17 protein-coding genes are annotated in these 19,772 nt (G+C 39.9%); 9 read left to right on the plus strand and 8 right to left on the minus strand.

Features of this window, described 5'->3' with window-relative positions; genetic code table 11:
* Positions 1-110 precede the first annotated feature (110 nt).
* The 3 genes from ACFX4L_RS07895 to ACFX4L_RS07905 are packed head-to-tail and all read right to left on the minus strand — an operon-like array spanning position 111 to position 4,323.
* Complete coding sequence (locus ACFX4L_RS07895; RefSeq protein ID WP_284471936.1) at positions 111-1,541, minus strand: sigma-54-dependent transcriptional regulator; 1,431 nt, start codon at positions 1,539-1,541, stop codon at positions 111-113.
* A 4-nt stretch (positions 1,542-1,545) separates the two neighbouring features.
* Positions 1,546-3,162 carry a sensor histidine kinase gene (locus ACFX4L_RS07900; RefSeq protein ID WP_284471935.1) on the minus strand — a complete coding sequence of 539 codons (1,617 nt, stop codon included), beginning with the start codon at positions 3,160-3,162 and terminating at the stop codon, positions 1,546-1,548.
* 12 nt (positions 3,163-3,174) lie between these two features.
* The gene (locus ACFX4L_RS07905) at positions 3,175-4,323 is read right to left on the minus strand and encodes an iron-containing alcohol dehydrogenase (RefSeq protein WP_377383820.1); all 1,149 of its coding nucleotides are present in this window, start codon (positions 4,321-4,323) and stop codon (positions 3,175-3,177) included.
* Between the two features lie 275 nt (positions 4,324-4,598).
* On the opposite strand from ACFX4L_RS07905, the gene ACFX4L_RS07910 reads away from it, so the two are divergent.
* Positions 4,599-6,005 carry a M28 family peptidase gene (locus ACFX4L_RS07910; RefSeq protein ID WP_377383817.1) on the plus strand — a complete coding sequence of 469 codons (1,407 nt, stop codon included), beginning with the start codon at positions 4,599-4,601 and terminating at the stop codon, positions 6,003-6,005.
* A gap of 174 nt (positions 6,006-6,179) precedes the next feature.
* On the plus strand, positions 6,180-6,353 hold the full coding sequence (locus ACFX4L_RS07915; protein WP_377383814.1) for a hypothetical protein: 174 nt from the start codon (positions 6,180-6,182) through the stop codon (positions 6,351-6,353).
* A gap of 134 nt (positions 6,354-6,487) precedes the next feature.
* Here ACFX4L_RS07915 and ACFX4L_RS07920 read toward each other — a convergent pair whose 3' ends face one another.
* Both ACFX4L_RS07920 and ACFX4L_RS07925 read right to left on the minus strand, forming a co-directional pair.
* Positions 6,488-7,744, minus strand: coding sequence for a DUF445 domain-containing protein (locus ACFX4L_RS07920; RefSeq protein WP_377383811.1), 1,257 nt, complete (start codon positions 7,742-7,744; stop codon positions 6,488-6,490).
* 301 nt (positions 7,745-8,045) lie between these two features.
* Positions 8,046-9,017, minus strand: coding sequence for a bile acid:sodium symporter family protein (locus tag ACFX4L_RS07925; protein ID WP_377404655.1), 972 nt, complete (start codon positions 9,015-9,017; stop codon positions 8,046-8,048).
* Between the two features lie 397 nt (positions 9,018-9,414).
* On the opposite strand from ACFX4L_RS07925, the gene ACFX4L_RS07930 reads away from it, so the two are divergent.
* The 4 genes from ACFX4L_RS07930 (at position 9,415) to ACFX4L_RS07945 (ending at position 13,348) form a co-directional block, all read left to right on the plus strand.
* Positions 9,415-10,092 (plus strand): response regulator transcription factor, encoded by a 678-nt coding sequence (locus tag ACFX4L_RS07930; protein ID WP_377383805.1) that lies wholly within the window; start codon positions 9,415-9,417, stop codon positions 10,090-10,092.
* Positions 10,089-11,468, plus strand: a complete 1,380-nt coding sequence (locus tag ACFX4L_RS07935; RefSeq protein WP_377383802.1) for a sensor histidine kinase — start codon at positions 10,089-10,091, stop codon at positions 11,466-11,468. The genes ACFX4L_RS07930 and ACFX4L_RS07935 overlap by 4 nt, the downstream gene beginning before the upstream one ends.
* 99 nt (positions 11,469-11,567) lie before the next feature.
* Entirely contained in the window at positions 11,568-12,674 is a 1,107-nt protein-coding gene (locus tag ACFX4L_RS07940) for an ABC transporter permease (protein WP_284471929.1), read from the plus strand.
* Positions 12,671-13,348 carry an ABC transporter ATP-binding protein gene (locus ACFX4L_RS07945; protein ID WP_284471928.1) on the plus strand — a complete coding sequence of 226 codons (678 nt, stop codon included), beginning with the start codon at positions 12,671-12,673 and terminating at the stop codon, positions 13,346-13,348. Before ACFX4L_RS07940 ends, ACFX4L_RS07945 begins: the two co-directional genes overlap by 4 nt.
* A 233-nt stretch (positions 13,349-13,581) precedes the next feature.
* Here the strand turns inward: ACFX4L_RS07945 and bioC are convergent, their stop codons facing one another.
* Genes bioC through bioF form a run of 3 tightly spaced genes read right to left on the minus strand, consistent with a single transcriptional unit; the run spans position 13,582 to position 16,336 of the window.
* On the minus strand, positions 13,582-14,403 hold the full coding sequence (gene bioC / locus ACFX4L_RS07950; RefSeq protein WP_284471927.1) for a malonyl-ACP O-methyltransferase BioC: 822 nt from the start codon (positions 14,401-14,403) through the stop codon (positions 13,582-13,584).
* The gene (locus ACFX4L_RS07955; protein WP_377404658.1) at positions 14,400-15,143 is read right to left on the minus strand and encodes an alpha/beta fold hydrolase; all 744 of its coding nucleotides are present in this window, start codon (positions 15,141-15,143) and stop codon (positions 14,400-14,402) included. Before ACFX4L_RS07955 ends, bioC begins: the two co-directional genes overlap by 4 nt.
* Positions 15,140-16,336 (minus strand): 8-amino-7-oxononanoate synthase, encoded by a 1,197-nt coding sequence (bioF, locus tag ACFX4L_RS07960; protein WP_377383792.1) that lies wholly within the window; start codon positions 16,334-16,336, stop codon positions 15,140-15,142. The genes ACFX4L_RS07955 and bioF overlap by 4 nt, the downstream gene beginning before the upstream one ends.
* A 493-nt stretch (positions 16,337-16,829) precedes the next feature.
* On the opposite strand from bioF, the gene ACFX4L_RS07965 reads away from it, so the two are divergent.
* From ACFX4L_RS07965 to ACFX4L_RS07975, 3 genes are all read left to right on the plus strand, one after another.
* Positions 16,830-17,669: a YitT family protein gene (locus ACFX4L_RS07965; RefSeq protein WP_061461337.1), complete on the plus strand. Its 840-nt coding sequence runs from the start codon at positions 16,830-16,832 to the stop codon at positions 17,667-17,669.
* 152 nt (positions 17,670-17,821) lie between these two features.
* Positions 17,822-18,007, plus strand: coding sequence for a hypothetical protein (locus tag ACFX4L_RS07970; protein WP_061461339.1), 186 nt, complete (start codon positions 17,822-17,824; stop codon positions 18,005-18,007).
* Positions 18,008-18,376: 369 nt separating this feature from the next.
* Positions 18,377-19,666 (plus strand): ABC transporter substrate-binding protein, encoded by a 1,290-nt coding sequence (locus tag ACFX4L_RS07975; protein WP_377383788.1) that lies wholly within the window; start codon positions 18,377-18,379, stop codon positions 19,664-19,666.
* Positions 19,667-19,772: the final 106 nt, after the last annotated feature.

The raw sequence follows: 19,772 nt of genomic DNA on the forward strand, positions 1-19,772 counted from the left end.
TGTTCAATACAGAGATCATCTTCTAGAGATAGCCTAACCTTTTTTTAAAATTGTCCTTTACATAGGGTACAGTTTAAGAAAAGGGCATCCTCCTTTTTTGTATTTTTGTCTTATGTCTGGTTCTTCTCATTTAATATATAGCGCAGTTTCCTTATGGATATCTGCAAGCGTTTGGCAGCTTCATTCCGGTTGCCGTATGTTTTTTTCAGCGCCTGCAAGACGAGTTCCTTTCCAATTGTGGATTGAAGCTGTTTGATTTCTGTAAGGATTTCTTCAAGCATCAGTTCATCTTTCTCATTAAAGTCAGCCACCAGCTTTTTTCGCCACTCTTCAAGAAGGTTTTCAGTTGCCTCAGTCTCATTCGGAGGCTCTTTCTTGTTCGGAGTAATCTGGCTGTTAGTTAGTGAGATATCATTGGCGGTTATTTCTGACTTATGGTCTGCGAGAGTCAGCGTCCGCATGACCACATTAGATAGTTCGCGTATGTTGCCTGGCCAGTTGTGTTGCTGTAACTTTTCAATGGCTACATTGGAAAAAGAGATATCTCCCTGACCATTTCTCTCAATCAAATGCCGGACAAGCAGGGGAATATCCTCTTTACGTTTCCTTAAAGGCGGGATTTCTAGAGTCACAACGTTCAGTCGATAAAATAGATCTTCCCGGAATGTTTTTTTGTCAACTGCCTGCTGCAGGTTTTCATTGGAGGCCGCCACTAAACGGGCGTTCGTCCGTAATGTCCCGCTACTACCAACCCGCATGAATTCCCGCGTTTCCAAAACTCGAAGTAATTTGACTTGAATGGCCGGACTTGCATCAGCAATTTCATCAAGGAAAAGCGTCCCGTTCCCTGCAATTTCGAAAAAACCCTTTCTCAGTTGGGTCGCTCCGGTGAAAGCCCCCTTTTCATGACCGAATAATTCGCTTTCAAGCAGGGATTCAGAGATCGCTCCACAATTGATGCCGATAAAAGGACCATGGTTACGGGGGCTGGCTAAGTGGATGAAGCGTGAAAGCACTTCTTTGCCGCTTCCGGTTTCTCCTTCGATTAATACATTGACTGATTTTTGGGCAACCTTGAAAGCCGTTTCAATCAAACTCTTCATTAAAGTACTTTCACCGACAATTAGTCCTGATTCCTCGGCTAGCTTATGGATGAAATGTTGATTCAAATCTTCATTTTCATTCAATAGGTTGTCAATCTGCCTTTCCAATACTTCAATATCCGCAAAGGGTTTTTCCATAAAATCACTCGCGCCAAGTTTCATTGCATCAACAGCGGTCTTTACGGTGCTGTATCCGGTCATGATCAGTACCTTGCAACGCGGCTGTTGTTGTTTTAAATGCTGCAGGAGGGAAAGGCCATCACAATCCGGAAGCTTCAGGTCTATCATTGCTACATCAAAACGCTGCTGATTCCAATCGATTTCATGAAAATCCTTCCCGCTGTTCACAACTTGTACGAGGTAACCTTTCATCGTAAAAAGGCGGGAAAGAAAAGTCCCAACTTCTTTCTCATCGTCTACCACAAGTAACTGAATCACCTTATCATCCCCTTTCCTCTTCTGCTTGTAAGGGAAGCCTCAGGAAAAAAGTGCTTCCTTTTCCTGGCGTGCTCGAAACGTCGATCTTGCCTCCGTGGTCTTTGGCGATGCCAAGGCTTACAGACAGCCCCAAACCTGTACCTTTTTCCCGATCTTTAGTCGTATGAAAGGGATGGAATATGAAGGGCAGGCGGTCTTTTTCAATCCCTGTTCCGTTATCAGTCACCTGAATCACCATGAACTCGTCTTCTGAATAGGTAGTGATCGCAATCGATTTTTCAGATAGAGCGGACTCATCCAATGCGTCCTTTGCATTCAATAGCAAGTTGATGATGATCTGTTCTATCTGAGGCTGGCTGCCCTTTATGAACGGAAGGTCTTCCTGAAGGGAAAGATGGAGGGAAATTTGTTTCTTCCCAAGTTGAAACTTCAAAAGGTTCAGAACCTGGTGAATTGCTTCGTTAACAGAGTAATAGTGGAATCTATACTCATCCTGCCTTGAAAAGGTAAGCAGGCTTTTCACTATTTGCCTGCATCGGTCACCGCAAATCTTAATATCGTTCAATAGCATATAGTCCAGATTGTCCTGTGGGGTTTTCCGTAATAAAATCTGCGAGTTACCAAGAATGGCCGTTAATGGGCTATTCAATTCATGGGCAATCCCTGCTGCCATTTCACCAATCGCCCCAAGTTTACCGGCATGTAATAGCTGGACTTCCATTTGTCTTCTTTCAGTGACATTTTTATAATAAGCAATGACCCCATATACTTGATGCTCCTTATTCTGAATCGGGTAGGCATGCATTTCCAAGATGGTATCATGCTGAAGGAGAATTTCCTGAAATCCTGGTATATTAAATGAAAAGGTATCTTGAATAAGAGATTGGGATGCTTCAATTAAAGGAACCAAGTCGGAAAAGTCCCGGGCAGAATCATTGGATTGATAGACAGATCCTTTGTGATCAAAGACGATGATCATATCTTCAACTGCCTTGAACGTATCCTCCCACTCCTGTTTGGAATGAAGAACTTCCTTATAAAGCTGGGCATTCTCCAAAGTCAGTGCAAGCTGATTGGATAGTTGCTCAAGAAAATCCAGTTCATCTTTATGCCATGTTTTCTTTTTCTTCCTGCCGAAAGTCCAGATTCCGATTTTTTTACTTTTTCCGTACAAAGGGACTAATAGAAGTGTTTCAATTTCAAGGGATATTAGACGTTCTTTTTCTGGGAAGTCCGGTAACCGTGTAACTTCCACCTGAATGGGCTGCTTGTCTTTCAAGACGGACGAGAAATCCTGAAAAGGGTGTAACAGGTTATTGGAATCCATTTCAAGTTCGCAGTGACCATTGGGGCAGATATGAAGCAGGGCAGGTTCTTCCTCATACAATATGACAAAATGACTGTCATCGAATGTAATGAGCTGCTTGAGTTTCGCAATGACATTTCGGAGAATTTCCTGGATGTCGATTTCAATATTCATATTTTTAGTGATGTCATTCATAATTTCAAGCTGCATATTTTTCTTCTTCAACTGATCCACGGTTTTCTTAAGTTCCGTGTAATACGTTTTTTTTGAAGATTTCACACCTGTCATTAAATCTATCAATTCAAGTTTATTCATGCCTTTCACCTCTTAAAGGGCTGTAAGAAGCAGCTGATTAATCTGTTCTAATGACATATCACGAGGATTTGTGATCATGCAGGCATCCTCAAGTGCGGTCATCCCTATGGGTTCTATCATTTCTTTCGTAATGCCGACATCACTTAAACTCTTGGGAGCTCCTATATCCTGGGATAATTCCCTTACGAAGTGAACGGCTGCCATTCCAGCTTGCTGCTCGGTCAATGCCCGTGTATCGATGCCCATGATGTCTGCCATCTCGCTGAATCGCCTTGGTGAGGCAATTCGATTGAAATCCATGACATGGGGAAGCAGTATCGCATTGATTTCACCATGCGGAAGAAGGTATTTTCCGCCAATTGCATGTGAAATGGCATGGGCCGCTCCCAAAATGGCATTGGAAAAAGCTAGTCCAGCTTGCAGACTCGCCATTGCCATCGCTTTTTTTGCTTCCTCATTATGCCTGGATGCTACAGAGGGGCGTAAGTGACGGGAAACGATGGACAACGCGTTTTTAGCTTGTACATCGGTCAACGGTGTCGCAGCGATAGAAACGTAGGATTCAATGGCGTGGGTTAAAACATCCATTCCAGTAGCCGCGGTCAAATCCGGTCCCAAGGTGGTTAAGGTACCAGGATCGACTATTGCAATATCGGGGACGAGTGATTTTGAAATGATCGTCATTTTTTTCTCGCGGAATGAATCGACGATCACCGAAAACTGAGAGACCTCTGATCCTGATCCTGCCGTAGTCATAATCATCACCATGGGTGGAAGGGGAGAGTGGACTTTATCAACACCTTCATAATCACTGATGATGCCACCATTCGTAGCTAAAAGGGCTACCCCTTTGGCGACATCCAAAGCACTGCCTCCTCCCAAACCAATGATGGCATCGCATTCTTGGTCATTAAATGCCAAACAGCCGGCTTCAATCTCCGTGTCTTTCGGGTTGGTCGTCATTTCAATGAAGGTAGCAAAGGCAAGACCCACTTCTTGGCAGGATTCAATGACTTTATCTAACCAGCCAGCATTGGCAACACCGGAGTCGCTGACTATCAACGCCTTTTTGGCACCCAACCGCAAGCAGGCCTCGCCAGCTTGTTCTATCGAACCTTTTCCAAAAATTACTTCCGGCATCACAAATTTAGTTATCGACATCTTTGCGCCTTCTCCCTATAAAAATTCAATTTCTCTTGTATTATTTTCCCGAAAAAGAACGAAAATCCTGTTTGGATACCAGGTTTTTTATATAATATGACAAAATATCAAATGATTGAGGACTTTTGTTATGCGCCAAATCACCTAATCATTTCTTTTGTTTGTAGATTCGTTACTTTAGACATGGATGAATAGGGATAAACCTACCTAGTTAGAATTTTCCGTATATTGTAAAATAATGGAGGGGATCTATTAAAATAGGAGGCAGGCAATCTATGAAAAAACAATTTCTATCCGTATCATTAGTTGCGGCATTAACATTCGGAGCAACCGGGACCACTACTACCGCTTTAGCAACACCGAGTTCTTCTCCAGTACATCATGCGCCATCCACAGACAAGCAAATCGTTAAAAGGATCGATGTCGACAAAATCTACAAGAATATTGAATACCTCTCACAAACACCTCGAGTTGCCGGTACTGATTCGGAGTATAAGGCCGTCCAATTCATCAAAAAGCAGTTCGAATCTTATGGCTATAAAGCCGATATTGACGAGTTCAGTTTTTTATCCTATACAGATCCAAATCTGGTCGAGCTGTCCGTTGACGGGTTTGACAGGGAAATCCAAGCGAACCATTTAACTTATTCAGTAAATGGTGATCTATCCGGTGAAATGGTATACGCCGGCTTAGGAACGAAGGAAGAGCTTGAAAAAGCGGGTGTTACAGGTAAGATCGCCCTTATACAAAGAGGCAGCTTCACTTTTGCAGAGAAAGTATTGAATGCAGCAGAAAAAGGGGCAGCAGGTGTCATCCTATTCAATAATGCAGATGGGGAATTAAATGGGACCCTTGGAGGAGCTAATGATCAGTATATTCCATCTGTCACGATAACGAAAAAGGATGGAGAAGCACTGCTTGAAAAATTGAATGCTGGAGTTAAACTGACAGCATCATTAAAGATTGAAGGAGCTTATACCGGAGAGAAAAGCTCTTATAACGTGGTGGCAACAAAAAAAGCAACAAAAACCATTAAAGCTAAGAAGAGCGATATCATCTATATCACTGGACATCATGATTCCGTCGCTGGGGCACCTGGAGCGAATGATGATGCATCAGGCACGTCCGTCACACTTGAACTTGCACGTGCACTGAAGAATCTTCCTACAGATACGGAACTTCGCTTCGTCACCTTTGGGGCCGAGGAAAATGGATTGCTTGGTTCACAGAATTATGTGGAGAACCTCTCTGATGATGAGATCAAGCGGACGATTGCAAACTTCAACCTGGATATGGTGGGAAGCAAGGACGCTGGAGATTTGGTCATTTTGACTAATGATGGAGAGTTGAATCTTGTGACCGAGCTGGCTCAGGCATCAAGTACAAGGCTGAATGGCGAGCCTACTCCATATGGACAAGGCGGACGTAGTGACCATGTATCTTTCGCTGAGGCTGGGATTCCCGCTGCTTTATTCATCCACAGTCCATCAGAACCTTGGTATCATACTCCTGATGATTCCATTGATAAAATCTCAAAAGAAAAGCTTCAAGATGTTGCTGGAATTGTCGGAACCGCTGTCTATGACCAAGCTAAAATCGAAGCTAAAGAGCCAAATCCAAATCATAAAAAAGGGAAAAAGGTGAAAGCTCCGCATTTATTTGACGAAAAGGAAACCAGATAATGCATTAAAAAAGTATGAATTTCAGAGGGTGCAGCTGCACTCTTTTTTTTATGTTAAAAAATGAAAAAACGGGGGAAGTCTAATTCATAATCCTTCCTAATGGGATGGATTCCCTATGTAAATGAAGTTAATGTATTATTTTCTATTAATCCCTATGCTGAATATAAGGGAGAGTTGTTTCCAGTATCAGAAGAAAGAACAACAGGAAAAGTATTGTTGGATACAACCAACACTGAACTTGCCAAAAGGATGGGGTTTGAACGAACAGATAAATATATGTACTCCAAATCTGTGGAATGGGATGAAGTGGAGATAATCGAGGAGAGGAAGCCCTATACATTAGATTAATTTCCCCGTTAAAAAGCCCTTGAGGTTAAGGGCCTTTTTTATGAGGGGTATCAAACTAAAGGCAACGAATCAGCCCCAGATGATTTAGTAATGACAGTATTCTTCCGTTACAATAACAGCCGAATGTGCCTTGATTATAACAGCTTAAGTAGAGCCTGTGCACCTGTTAGGATAAGCCCTATTATAAAACCACAGACCGCCCCGTTCACACGAATCCATTGTAAGTCTTTTCCTACACCATTTTCCATCATATCAATCAGTGTTTCATTGTCTAGTTTATCTAAATTTTCCTGTACAAGATTGCCGATCTGCGTATGATTTTTTTCAATGAGAACGGTAATTTGTTTCTGTATCCATTGATCGATGTGCGTGCTATTTTCTTTTATGTTGTCCAGTACGTGCTGAATCAGTGGAGTCAGGTAAGTATCCATGAAATGTTCATCATCTACGAAATCTAACGCATCTTGTTGAATTTGTTGTAGACTCCCCTTTATTGTCGCCTCAGGCTCCCATTTTGTCAGAAGTTGATTTTTCCATTTTTCAACTCCTTCTAACAGTTCCCGGTTATGGTTAATGCCTTGTATCTCATTTCGGATATATAGGATTAAAGCCTCTCTATTTGGTTCTTTCTCGTTTTGTAAATTATTTACGACACTTAATAAAAGGTTTTGTATGATATTCCCAAGTTTCTCTTCGTTAAGTAGACTTTGAATGGATTTGACGGCAAACTGAAGCATACCTTCCAGTTCAATCTTGCTGAGTACATCCATGGAAACAGTGCCAAGTCGATGACTGGTTTGTTTTTTTCTTAACCAATCTTCCGCTTTTTTCAAAACATGATCCAAGGCCTTCTTATCGAATTGTTCATTGAGTAACTGTGAACTTACTAAATGAAGAATCTTGCCCATGTCTATGTTAGAAAGTGATGCTTCAATCTTTTTTGCAACGAAAGGTGTAACCTTTTCTATATCTATATAACAAATCATTTGCTTGATAAGTTTAATCAGGACTTTTCTAAAAGTATCACTTTGTATCTCTTTTACTAAAATTGGGATCAATTTTTCTGTAAAAGGAATATGTTTTACTTTGTCTTGAATACTTTCCTTAGAAAGCCAGTCATTTTTTAGCATCGAAACAAGTGCATTGGTCATTCTTTTACGATTGTTGGGCAAAAGCGCTGTATGGGGGATCGGTAATCCCAGCGGGTGCCGGAATAATGCAGTGACTGCAAACCAATCTGCCAGACCACCGACTAATCCTGCCTCAAACCCTCCATGTAATAAATCCAGCGGCAACGTACCTTGAAATGGAGTGGTTGCAATATAACCCGCTCCCATGATCATTAGTGAATATTTAGCAATTTTTCTTGACGATTTTATTTTTGGTGACATTATATTCCTCATCCTTAAAATGATATCAATTACTATAACCCGAATCATTAGCAATTTCCATAACTTACTTTTTATCTAGTAGTATAGCAGGTAGTTCAAAAAAATACTCCCAACAAGGGCAGTCAGTTCATCTATCGGGGAATGAGAAAATCGCCTATTAAGTATGAAAGCTTAAAATATGCAATATGAATCGAACCCACAATCATTGATATTTTCCTTTGAATTTCAATGATAAGGATGGTTGATTCACAATAAAAAAAGCCGATTTATTCAATCGGCTTTTTTTATTCATCCAACAATATTATGATATGTCTGTTTTTATCGAATTATTTGTCCCTGCATTTTTTTTATCTTTCATGCGACTGAAAATAAAGGCTAGAACGGAACCTGATATATTATGCCAAACACTGAAAATGGCACTAGGTACAGCGGCCAAAGGCGAGAAGTGGGCTGTTGCTATAGCTACACCTAAACCAGAGTTCTGCATACCAACCTCCATTGCGACAGCTTTCTGTTTAGCTAAATCCATCCCGCATAAACGAGCAAAGAAAAAGCCGAGAAGAAAACCAAGAACATTATGAAGAACGACGACTGCAAAAATGAGCAAACCTGTTTTAGCCAGCTGAGCTTGGCTGCCTGCCACTACGGCAGATACGATCAGAACGATAGAAATGACAGATACTAGAGGCAAAGCCTTTGCCCCAGCTTCTGCCTGTTTACCGAAAAACTTTTTAACAATGAATCCAAGCATCAGTGGGATGATCACCACCTGAATGATGGAAATGAATAGTGATCCAATACTGATATCCACCCATTTACTTGCAAAGAGCAAAATAAGCAGGGGAGTTACGATAGGCGCTAGAATAGTGGAAACAGAAGCAATGGCAACTGCAAGCGCAACGTTTCCTCTCGCAAGAAACACCATGACATTGGAAGCTGTTCCACTAGGGCAACATCCTACCAAAATAACCCCAACAGCCACTTCTTTGGGCAAATCGAACCCTAATGCTAATACAAATGCCAATAATGGCATAATGATAAAATGTCCTGCTACTCCTAGTGCCACTTCTTTCGGACGTCGGAAAACTTCTTTAAAATCCGCTGTTGATAATGTAAGTCCCATGCCAAACATGACAATTCCTAATAATGGGACAATATAGGCTCCAATCCATATAAATTTATTAGGTAAGATATACGCAATAACTGCAAATATAATGACCCATAAGGTAAACGTTTTACCAGCAAATCCGCTGATTTTCTCTACTACTCCCATAGTGACCCTCCTAGAAGTTTTAAAATAAAACAATTATAGTTTATATTCAGAATATTTTAAACCTTTTTTTAAAAAATCAATACATCTTTAAACAGCCTTTTGGGTATTTTCATTATGGACAGTCATATTGAAAACGATGATTTTTGGAACTATAATTCTCTTCCGCTGAACTAGTGTGAATATGGATTTACTCTAGGAAAAAAGCGGACAGGGTTTTTAGAGATTCTATTCGCTTTTTTACTTTATCTTTTAATAAAAAATAAGAGGGTGCTGTATATTAGTGGCAAACCAATTTATAAGGAACTGGAGTTGGAATGAGTATTTGTTGTTTTACAGGTTTAATTATTGCTATTGTATGTGTAGCTAGAGCTATAAAAGAAGTGGAGATGTGGTTTCTTTGATACATATATTAATTGCGGATGATGATCGGCATATTCGGGAGTTGCTTAAATTTCATTTGGAAAAGGAAGGATACATGGTATCGGAAGCGAAGGACGGGAATGAGGCTTCCTTGATACTGGAGAAGGAACGGATCCATCTGGCGGTTGTCGATATTATGATGCCGTTTAAAAACGGACTGGATCTTTGTAAGGAAATCCGGGATCAATATGATCTGCCTGTCATTTTATTGACAGCTAAAGATCAACTTATCGATAAGGAAAAGGGGTATTTTGCGGGTACTGATGATTACCTCGTCAAGCCATTTGAGCCACGGGAACTTCTATTTCGGATAAAAGCGCTATTGCGAAGGTACCGTATGGTGAATTCTGAATCCATATCATTGAATCAAACGGTCATTGACCGTAAAAGTTATGAGGTTCGAATAATGGGGAATACGCTGCTCCTGCCGCTTAAGGAATTTGAGCTGCTGGCTCAGCTTGGGAGTTTTCCTGATCAGGTCTTTACGCGTGAACAGCTTATTGAACTGGTGTGGGGTGCTGATTTTGAAGGGGATGATCGGACGGTTGATGTCCATATTAAACGGTTAAGGGAACGTTTTGCCGGGCGTACCGATGATTTTGTTATAACGACTGTCCGTGGCTTAGGTTATAAACTGGAGGTCAATAGGAAGTGAAAACACTCTATTTCAGGATAGTTATTCAAACCATTTTGATCATGGTGCTTGCCAGTGTCATCGCTTTTTTGATTTCCAATATCTATTATCATAAGGTTCAGAAACCTTACAATGGCGAGAAGATAAGCAAAGTGGCAAGTGAGATTGTCTCCTTATATGAGGAAAACCCAGATCAGGATATTGATGACTATTTAAATCATATAGCAGGATTGCACTATCAAATGTATCTATTTAATGAGCAGGGTGAAGGAACTTTATATGGGGAGCCGTTTCGGGAAACGGCTTTAGATCCAGACACAATTTCCGGAGTTTTGAACGGAAAAACGTATCAAGGGATCGCCAATTATAATAATGGGCTATTTATTACCGGTTTTTTTGAGGATGTATTAATCAATAGCATTGGCGTTCCCATGAACGTGAATGGGGAAAGGCATGCATTGTTTGTAAGGCCGAATATAGAACTTCAGTTTGGAGAGTTCCGCTTTTACCTTTCTGTTTTGCTCGTACTTACGCTCCTACTCAGTTTTTTATTTGTTATTATAAACACGCGTTTCATCGTTAAGCCAATTACGAAATTAACGGAAGCTACAAAGAGAATCGCTGATGGGGATTATAGTAGTGAATTAAATGTCAGCCGAAGCGATGAGATAGGGGATTTGGCACAGCATTTTTCGAAAATGACCCATAGTATCCAACGGTTGGATGATATGAGGCAGGAGTTCGTATCGAATGTATCTCATGAAATTCAATCTCCGCTCGCATCCATCCAAGGTTTTTCTCAAACCCTTCAATCGGAGGAATTAACAAAAGATCAAAGAAATAATTACTTGTCCATTATTGAAAAAGAAAGCAGGCGCATGTCATTGTTAAGCAAACAGCTGCTAATGCTTGCTTCCTTGGATAAAGAGGATGACCCGCTGCAACGTTCCAATTTCGATTTAGCGCAACAAATACGGCAAGTGTTGTTCATGCTGGAATGGAATTGGCGGGAAAAAGATATGGTGATCGAAATGGATTTGCCTTCAACCGTCATTTCTGCAGATGAGAAACTTTTAAATCAAGTATGGACGAATTTGATAACCAATAGCATTAAATACTCGGAAAGCGGCAGTTCAATCAATATTTGGATTAAAAAAATAGGCAGTGCTGTTGAAGTGATGATTGCTGATACGGGCATGGGAATTCCAGAAGAAGACCTCCCTTATATCTTTGATCGCTTTTATAAAGTCGACAAAGTGAGGAACAGGAGTGAAACAGGCAGCGGATTAGGACTTTCGATTACGAAGAAGACGGTTGAACTTCATGGCGGAACGATCGAGGTTCAAAGCGAACTCAGTAAAGGGACCACTTTTTATATACGGCTGCCCCTTATGTAATCATTTGTTCATCTTCCATTCATATTGATTGTTTACAATCGGGTCATACCGAATCAAGTAGGAATTGATCGGTAAACAAAAGGAATGGGGGATGAAATGATGTTTTTGGCAATACGTGAACTAAAGCATTCAAAGTTACGTTATCTGCTGATTGGACTGATCATGGTATTGGTCGCTTTGCTTGTCTTTATCATTTCAGGATTAGCTAATGGACTTTCTTCAGATAATGCTTCATCCATACAAAATATGAAGGCCGACTATTTTGTCATGGAGCATGACTCTAAAAATAAATTGAACCGATCGATCATATCCATGGAAAAACTAGATGAAATCCGTGCTTCCTCGGATGTTAAAGCAGCCGAGGGTCTTGGGCAAATGATGACCACATTGAATAAAATCGGGTCAACGGAAAAAACGGATGTCACGATTTTTGCGACCAATGCTAATGGTATTTTAGCACCGAAGGTCATAGAAGGAAGGAACTATGACAATAAGAAACAAGGTGAAGTAGTTGCTGATCGTTCTTTAAAAGAGGTTGGCTATAAATTAGGTGATTCACTCAAAGATGACCTATCAGGTAAGGTTTTCACCATTGTTGGTTTTACAGAAAAGCAGTCTTACAGCCATTCACCTGTTGTTTACATGAATGTTAAGGGATGGCAGGAGATTAATCCTGCATTGAAAAACCAAGGGGAAGATTCAATCAGCACCATAGCAGTGCAAATGGATTCGAAGGCAGAAGAGAATGTACGTGAATCATTGCCTGAGGATGTAACGCTCATTTCTAAAGATGAATCCCTTCAGAGTATACCAGGGTTCAAAGAGGAACAGGGTACATTGACGATGATGATTGCTTTCTTGTTTGTCATAGCAGCATTCGTTTTGGCTGTATTCTTTTATGTGATTACCTTGCAAAAAACGAATCAATTCGGAGTTCTTAAAGCACTCGGGGCCAATACGGGCTACCTGGCAAAAAGTATTATTGGTCAAGTAATGCTGCTTGCAGTGACATGCATAGCCATCAGTGTTGCCCTGACATATGTCGTCACGTTAATCATGCCAGAGGGAATGCCATTCGTATTGAGTACCGATTTGGTCATTAAATATTCCGTGTTACTTTTGGTTGTATCCGTATTGGGTTCGCTGCTATCACTATACCGAGTAGCGAAGATAGACGCGATCGAAGCAATAGGGAGGGTATCATGATGAGGGATAAACTATTATTTGAAAACGTCAGTAAGATTTATGGGGAAGGCGTTAATAAGGTGACAGCCCTTGATAATATTTCCCTGAATGTGAAAGCGGGGGAATTCGTCGCGATCGTGGGTCCTTCAGGCTCAGGAAAAAGTACTTTTCTTTCCATAGCGGGTGCGTTACTATCTCCGAGCGAAGGTCGCTTACTGCTGAATGATGAGGATATTACATCACTATCCTCAAAGGAATTGACTCGGGTGCGCCTTGAAAAGATCGGGTTTGTATTCCAGTCATCGAATCTTGTTCCATATTTAACTGTACGAGATCAGCTTCTGCTACTTTCTGAACTGATTGGCAAGCGGGATAAAAAAACTGTGAAAAAAGCGGACGAATTGCTTAGCCATCTTGGACTTGGAAATCGGGCAGATCACCTGCCTGAAGCACTATCGGGCGGAGAGCGGCAGCGTGTAGCCATCGCCCGTTCGCTGATGAATGATCCTGAAATCATTTTAGCGGATGAACCAACGGCAAGTCTTGATTCCAAAAGAGGCAGGGATGTTGTTGAAATGCTTGCACATGAGGTGAAGTCAAGAAATAAAGCGGCCATCATGGTAACGCACGATGAAAGAATGCTAGATTTATGTGATCGAGTGGTCAATATTACAGATGGCAAGGTATTTGGATGAGTTATACTTAAAACACACGCCCCCTTGAGTTGAATCAAGGGGTAACTAGGCCGCCGCCTCTCCAAAGGAATTAGGAGAGGCGGCGGCCTGAATTCTCTGAAATACTAGATGGAACCGTTATAAATAATTTTATAGGAACGGGCTGCAAATATGTAAGCAAAGGCAAAGGCATATTTTATAAACGGCTATAAGAAAAGGATATTATACTGGTATCCCAGACCGTTCTCTTCGGATTAATTATGTTTTTTAATTTTAAAGAACAAACAGTGATAAGTTGCTTTCACACCTGATTCTTCTCGGTATTCTGTGTCGTATATGTTGATTAACTCTCGAAAAAAAGCGGGGCGTTGGCAGTAGTTTTCTTTGTTGCTGTTAGCTGCACCAATCTTTTTGATTGAAGTGAAAAATTCACGTACTGTCTGAAAGTACTCTGGTTCAAGCGTTTCCATTTTTGTCATCTCTATTGGAAATGCTGATGAAAAAGGGATTGCTTCTTCACAAACTTGCGATAATTCTTCTAGAGTATAAAACATTTGGCCAGGTGAACTATCAATGGTAAGTTGAAGCTTTTCTTTCGCATGTTCATATGACATATGAAGCTCTTGAAAGGTTTTAGTTCCGAACGTTGAAAATATCAGGCTTCCTTCAGGCGTTAAACGCGAAGACAATTTTTCAAGGGTTGCAGGAAGGTTATTCAGCCATTGAAACGTTGCATTGGAAATAACTAAGTCATAGTTTTCATTAAGTTCCATTTCTTCGATGTCAGCACATAAAACAGTAACACGGTCTTCCTTTGTCAGTCCTTTCGCCACTTCAACCATTCCTGGTGCTAAATCAACAGCCGTAATAACAGCATTAGGAAATGTTTTAACGAGTAACCTGGTCAAGTAACCAGTGCCGCAGCCAATTTCAAGAATATTAATTCTTTGACTGGGGTTTTTTTGAGGAAGTAGATCAACCAATTGTCTCGCCATATTTTTTTGAACATTGGCATACGCATCATATGTTTTCGCATGTTCACTGAACCGCTTACTTAACAATCGTTTATCAATCATGAATGTACTCCTTTTTGAATGAATGTTTTCATGAGCTGCACACATTCCTGTGGTTTTGTGAAAAATGGAATATGACCAGTACCTTCCATAATGTGGAATTCAGCTTCCCCACCCAGATTTTCTTTAATGAAAGATGAGGCTTCGAGTGGGCAAATTTTGTCTTCCATTCCATGAATCAATAAAAAGGGGGTTTTAACCTGAGCGAGCTTTACTCTTACGTCTTTCTGAAGTAAATAATCCAAACCTATAAGAAGCGAAAACACATCATCTCCTTGAAACTCGCGTTGAATTGTCGCATTGAATTGATGATAAAAACCTTCTTTTTTTTCTGCTTCGGAAAACATTGCTTCATAAAATGAAATCAAAGTCTTCTCTTTATTACGCTGTAGTTGTTTCTTCATGCGCTCGACAATAAGTGGATTCCAACCAAATGAATAGTTTTCATCCGTGGTAAACCGACTCGTTGCACCAATTAGTATAAAACCTTTTATTTTTTCTCGATATGAGCTTATAAGTTCAAGTGATACGAGTGCCCCTAATGACCAGCCAAGTAAAAAAATAGGACCATCGATGGAAATGATTGTGTCGATGACTCGTTCTTCAAAGTCATTTAGTGTTTTCGTATCTCTCCATTCTATAAATGAAAGGTTAAATGCTTCAGACAGCGGTTTGATTAACGGTTTAAATGCTCCTTCTTCCATTCCCCAGCCAGGAAGCATGATTAAATTCGGCTTTTTCATTCAATAACACCCATTTCTTTTCCAATAATAGAAACCTTTTTAACTGCCCAATCAAGATCTTCTTTATTGTGGAGAGCTGTCACGGTAAACCGGATTCTCGCCTCATTTTCAGGAACGGTCGGCGGTCTGACAGCAATTGCTGCAATTCCTTCTTTCTGCAAACGTTTGGCAAATTTCATCGTTTTTTCGTTTTCTCCGATGACAATAGGAACAATATGTGATTGACTCCCACAAATATTAAACCCGTAATATGTGAGTTCTTTTCTAAAGTATTCCGAATGTGTTTGGAGCAGTGCACGGCGCTCTGGTTCTTCTTGCACAAGGTCAATCGCTGTCTTTATAGCACCGAGTATGGCAGGGGGGAGTGCAGTTGAATAAATGAATCCGCGCATGCGATTTTTTAAATAGTCAATAAGCCATTTTTTTCCGACAACATAGGCTCCGAATGAACCAAGCGCTTTACTGAATGTTCCCATTTGGATATCAATTTTATTTTGAAGATGGAGATGACAGGCATAACCTTCACCGTTTTTACCGTAGATGCCGCTTCCGTGTGCTTCATCTGTCATTAAAATTGCGTTATAACGTTCTTTTAATCGAACAAGGTCTTCAAGATAAGCAAAGTCACCGTCCATGCTGAAGACCGTATCCGTCACGATTAATTTACGTGCTTCAATTGATGATTTTTTCAATAATGCTTCTAAATGATCTAAATCATTATGCCGATATCGCATATGCTTCGCACGGCTCAAAAGAGCTCCATCGACAATGCTTGCATGATTCAATTTATCACTATAAATAAAATCGTTACGAGACAGCATAGTGGATATAATTCCTAAGTTTGCGTTATATCCACTGTTGATAATGAGACCTGCTTCTGCTTTCTTCCAATTGACAAGAGCTTGTTCTGCTTGGTCGTAAAGAGGATGATTGCCAATGATTAAACGTGAAGCCGTTGCTCCTGCACCATATGTATGTACTGCATCAACCATAGCCTTTTTCAACCGTTCATCTCCTGCATATCCTAAATAGTTATTGGAAGCAAGGTTTAGCATCCTATGGCCGTTGATCAAAAGCCATGGCTTCTCGGCAAATACAGTTGTGACGAGTTCACGTTTTTGCGATATCTCTTCTAAATAAGCCAGTTCTTTCTTTATTTTATCTTCCCAAGGTAATTGCTTTTCACTGTGCATGGACATTCTCCTTTTGTTATATGTTAACTTAAATTAATTTTAGTTAACATATAAAACATTCTAATCATGACCCTATAAAACTGTCAAGCTTTGAAAAGGAACCCGATTATAAAATAATTATTCATAGATCAGGGAGATAACGAGGGGCGAAAGAGGAGAACTATTATCAGCATTCTGATTAGAATTTGTCCTTTGAACCATGTAGTGGAGCAGTAGAGTTTTACCATAACAATAAGTTGTAAGGGGGATTATGATGGCTGCTGTTTTCCATGGGCAGCAGCTTTGTTAAGCTAATGTCTAAAAGAGCTTAGAAAAAATTAGTGCCTTTTACGTATTAAGCTTATTCATTGAAGATAGTCTAACTACCAAGGTAGTCTTTTTGTTAAACCTTCAAATCTTTGAAGGATTAAATGGAATTCCATGTTACTATAGAGCAGTGAAATTAACCTATTTCTTTTCACATTAACAATTACATAAAGGAAGGTAATTAAATATGAAAAAGATTTCTTTAGATGTTTTATTTATATTAATAGGAGCTTTTATTTTCGCTTTGGCAATAAATCTTTTCGTTATTCCCAATGAACTTGGTGAGGGAGGAGTCACGGGGATAACCATCATTTTATTTTATCTTTTTGAGTGGTCACCAGGGCTGTTAAGTTTGATCATTAATGCTTTCCTGCTCATTGTCGGTTATAAATATCTGTCGAAAATGACAACGATTTATACCATCATCGCCGTTGCATTCAACTCGCTTTTCCTTCATTTAACCGAAAGTTGGAATATATCTTCCGATGAAATTGTCATCAATGCGATATTTGGCGGGGTTTTTGCCGGAGCAGGGATTGGAATAATCATTCGAGTTGGAGGTACGACTGCCGGTACAACGATCCTAGCCCGAATTACGAATAAATATTTGGGATGGAGCTTAAGTTATGGACTTCTGTTTTTCGATTTAATCGTTGCGTTCTCATCTTATTTCATCATTGGCGCAGAAGGTCTGATGCTTACTATCCTAATGCTTTATATTGGAACAAAAACGATGGAATTCATTATTGAGGGATTGAACCCGAAAAAAGCGATTACCATCATATCAAATGAAGCGGACCAGATTGCAAAACAAGTGACGGTATTGATGGACCGAGGTGTAACCGTTTTTAGCGGTCATGGATACTATACAAAAGCATCCAAGGATATTTTATATATCGTTATAAGTAAGCAAGAGGTGCTCAAGTTAAAGAGAATTGTGCAGTCAACGGATAGCAATGCTTTTATCGCCATACATGACGTTCGGGATGTATTTGGTGAAGGATTCCTGGATATCTCGAAGTCCTGAAGCGATTGGTTAGTTCGAAATGAAAAGGCCTAATAGGCTTTTTTATTTTGCAATGTAAAAAAATCTGTGAATTCCGAATAATTTGTTATATTATGTAAGTAAGAAACCACACACCCTGAGGAATGCAGCCATTAAATATGGAGGTGTCTAAGATGATCCTTTTAAAAGTGGATGACAGAAAGTTTGGGAAAAGCAATATCAAGTACAGTGTAGTTGATAAGGAAACGAATGAATTGATCATTAGTGGTGTGTTTAAAGAATTTGGACAGGCAAGCGATAAATATTATGAACTGAAAGATGAATATGGTTCATCCAATGTACAGATGGTATTGAAGTGAAAAGAGGGGGACCGTTGGTTTTCCCTTTTTGGGTACTAATGTCAGAGGTGAAAATGGCCCGTACAAAAAAAAGTTTTTATAATCGTTTAAAGGAATAATCAATGGTTTCTGAATCATATAATTAGATTGAGAAGGTTTTAAACATCCTTTTTTTACAATATACTACAATTTAATTGTAAAGTATGGAATTTGGTGGTAATATAAAGCGCATAAATGTAAACGTTTGCAAAAGAGTTTGTGAGGAGGTGATGTAAAAGAAGTACGATAGACTATTCATATCGTAGAACGAAAGGTTTTTATTTTACTATTTTATGCAAACGTTTTCTTAAAATTGCATGAATATTATGAAAAAAGGGAGAGTCGGTAGGCATGAATCGTAAAAAATGGTACGGGGGAATCTTTTCTGTTTTATTAATTTTTAGTGTGATTTTGGCTGGATGCTCTTCTTCTACTGGTGGAAACAGCGACTCTAAGGATAAAGTGACTCTGGATATTTTTCAATTCAAGGTAGAATTCAAGTCGCAATTCGAGGCATTGGTGAAACAATATGAAAAAGAAAATCCAGATGTGAAGATCAAGATATCGACAGTTGGCGGTGGAAATGATTATAAATCAGCCATTACGGCAAAGTTCGCTTCAGGTGAGGAGCCAGCGGTTTTTAACATTGGCGGACCGGTAGATGTCAAACAATATAAAGATAGATTATTAGATTTAAAGGACACGAAGGCAGCGGCAGCAGCACTTGATGGCACTTTGGATGGCGTGGAAGAGGACGGGCAAGTTCTTGGACTTCCATTTAACCAGGAAGGATACGGCTTGATTTATAACAAACGGATATTTAAGGAAGCCGGAATCAATCCTAAAGAAATTACAAGTTATGCAGCATTAGAGGCGGCAGTTAAGAAAATGGATTCACAGAAAGACAAATTGAAAATCGATGCAGTTTTCGCTTACCCGGTTAAAGAGAAGTGGGTGACAGGAAACCATTTATCCAATGTATTCTTAGCGCCGGAGTTTGATGGGAATGTGTTAAAAGCAAGCAAGTCTCCAACTGTTAAATTCACGGATGGTGACAAGTTTAAACAAATGGTCGATATCCAAAATAAATATTCCGTCCAGCCGACAACAAGTCTTGATTACTCCCAACAAGTGGAAGAGTTGTTCTCCCTTGAAAAGGTTGCAATCATTCAGCAAGGTAACTGGGTGTATAACACAGTATATGATATGGACCCGGAATTAGCGGAAAAAGGCATTGGTATCATTCCGATTCCTAATGGAGACAAAGCAGGAATGCCGGTCGGCGTACCGAACTATTGGGCAGTGAACAAGAAATCGGATGAAAAGGTACAGGAAGAAGCGAAGAAGTTCCTCGACTGGATGTATACATCTGAAGAAGGGAAAAAAGCCGTTTTGGAAGATTTTAAATTCATTCCTGCTTATGAAGGATATGATGTAGAAAAAATAGCCGATCCAATTTCAAAAGAAATTTATAAATACTCCCAAGATGGAAACACGATTGGTTGGGTGTTTAATGGATATCCGGTTGGTTGGAATGATGACCTTGGTGCAAGTGTCCAAAAGTACGTAACTGGTAAATTGACGTGGGATGAACTTGTCCAACAGAACATTGAAAATTGGGAGAAGATTCATAGCAAGTAAGTGTTCGGAATGGCAAATGACCAATCGGCATGAAAAGGGTGTCGATTGGTTGTTCCTGTTACAAGAAAGTAGCTAAGGGAAATTGCGTAAATAAGGTATACATCAT

Origin of the sequence: Peribacillus sp. YIM B13482, from assembly GCF_042787975.1 — a bacterium.
Lineage (GTDB): Bacteria > Bacillota > Bacilli > Bacillales > DSM-1321 > Peribacillus > Peribacillus simplex_A.